General features: G+C 67.6%; 1 protein-coding gene and 1 pseudogene. Both read right to left on the reverse strand.

Annotated features, from left to right (window positions below; genetic code table 11):
- Positions 1–281, reverse strand: a pseudogene (locus tag A9X05_RS00040) (glycosyl transferase family 1); the annotation flags it as partial.
- Between the two features lie 136 nt (positions 282–417).
- Positions 418–1,167, reverse strand: a 750-nt coding sequence (locus tag A9X05_RS00045; RefSeq protein WP_197498847.1) for an O-antigen ligase, incomplete at its 5' end; no start/stop codon positions are given.

Raw genomic sequence — 1,167 nt, forward strand, 5'->3', positions numbered from 1 at the left:
CGCAGGCCCCGCGCCTTGGCCAGGCGAATCAGCGATCCTTCGCGCAGCCACGCCCCGCCGTCTGAGATGTGGAAGTGCACGATCGTCGTGCGGGGCGCCCGGGCCAGCACGGCCGCCGCGCGCGCGGTCAGCACGAAGTTCTTCGCGTGGTGCCGCCCTTCCCACGTCGACAGGACGCGGATGTCGTCGGCGCCCATCTTGTGGTCCCGGATGACTCGAATCACGGTCTGCGTCCCGCCAAAGCTGTAGATGCCCGGCCCGACATGAATGACGGAGATCATCGCAGTCCGGAAATGAGATCGCACAGCGGCGCGTGGCGGGGATGGTCGAACAGGCAGCTATTTCGCATTCGGCTAACTCCCAAGGTGATTGGCCACGGCGTCAAAGTACACCGGTCGGCCGCTCGTCGTGCCCACTTCAGTGGGCTCCGGACGGTGCCGTGAGTACGGCCGCGTCGGGGTTGACCGCGGGGTTGGCGTCGCGCTCCCTGCCGCGCAAGCCGGCGAACCCCATCGCCGAACCGAGCGCGATGCCCAGCGCGAAGGCGTCCGATGGCATCTCGGGCAACGGCCAGACCCAGGATATTGCGAGGAGGCCGGCGCTGACCGCCACGCTGACCTTCGCCGCCGCGGTGCGGCAGCGCACCGCTTGGATCAACGGGATCAGCGCGAAGACGACGAACGCCGTCATCCCGACCGTGCCCGCCTTCGCCAGCCACCACAGATAGAAGTTGTGCGAGTAGGCGGGATAGAACTTCGCGGAAAACTCGTCGTCACCTTTCGGCGGCTGATACGCGTAACCCAGGCCATGGCCGAATACGGGCGCCTGAGCGATCGAGCGGTTCAGCAGGGAGTTCTCCCGCAGCCGCTCCAGCGCCGATTCGTCCACGGCGAGCGCGCTCGACGAAACCCCGCCGAGCACCCGCTCGTTGAAGGCGGTGAGCTGGTCGGCGAGCCACGCGCCGGCTTGCGAACCGTGCAGCAAGAACAGCAATCCCGGCACCGTCACCGCGATTACCGCCGCGAAGATCGCGGTGACAACGGCGGTCCGGCGCAGGGTTGGCACGCTCAGGCTGACCAACAGAGCCGCCCCCGCCGCGACGGCCATCGAGATAAGCGTGTTCCGGGAGAACGACAGCAGCGAAATGATCAGCGCGGGTGGGCCGAG

Origin of the sequence: Mycobacterium sp. E3298 (assembly GCF_001666895.1) — a bacterium.
Classification (GTDB): Bacteria; Actinomycetota; Actinomycetes; order Mycobacteriales; family Mycobacteriaceae; genus Mycobacterium.